This is a genomic window from Vibrio sp. 704 (assembly GCF_033339295.1).
The window spans coordinates 1-609 of the sequence record NZ_JAWOUH010000664.1 but is presented as its reverse complement, the minus strand read 5'-3'; the positions used below and the strand labels follow the sequence as shown (position 1 = coordinate 609).

Here is a 609-nt window from a genome sequence, read left to right as displayed (position 1 = left end):
AACCTTATCGTTGCTGGCTGAAGTCGTCGGCTTTCAACAACATCACGCGCTGCTTACCCCACTTGGCAACATGTTTGGCATTTCATCCAATACCGAGGTGAGCCCGATGGGGAAAATGCACGAAGTCGGTGTCGGCGATCACTTGCTGGGAAAAATCCTCGACGGACTGGGCCGCCCTTTCGATGGTGCGCAAAGCCAAGAGCCAAGTGCTTGGTATCCCGTTTATCGTGATGCCCCGCCACCGATGCAGCGTAAATTGATCGAAAAACCAATTTCGCTTGGCGTTCGCTCCATAGATGGTTTGCTCACTTGTGGTGAAGGCCAACGTATGGGCATTTTCGCTGCGGCTGGCGGCGGTAAAAGTACCTTGCTGGCGAAGCTGATTCGCTCTGCGGACGTAGACGTAACCGTTCTTGCTCTGATTGGCGAACGTGGGCGAGAAGTGCGAGAGTTCATCGAACACGACTTGGGCGAAGACGGTATGGCGCGTTCAGTGCTGGTCGTTGCGACATCCGACAGACCAGCCATGGAGCGCGCAAAAGCGGCGTTCGTTGCGACTTCTATCGCCGAATATTTCCGAGACCAAGGCAAGCGCGTTTTGCTGCTGAT

1 pseudogene is annotated in these 609 nt (G+C 54.8%); it reads left to right on the top strand.

What is annotated here, in order from left to right:
• Positions 1-609: pseudogene (gene vscN / locus R7R24_RS28385) on the top strand (SctN family type III secretion system ATPase VscN); the annotation flags it as partial.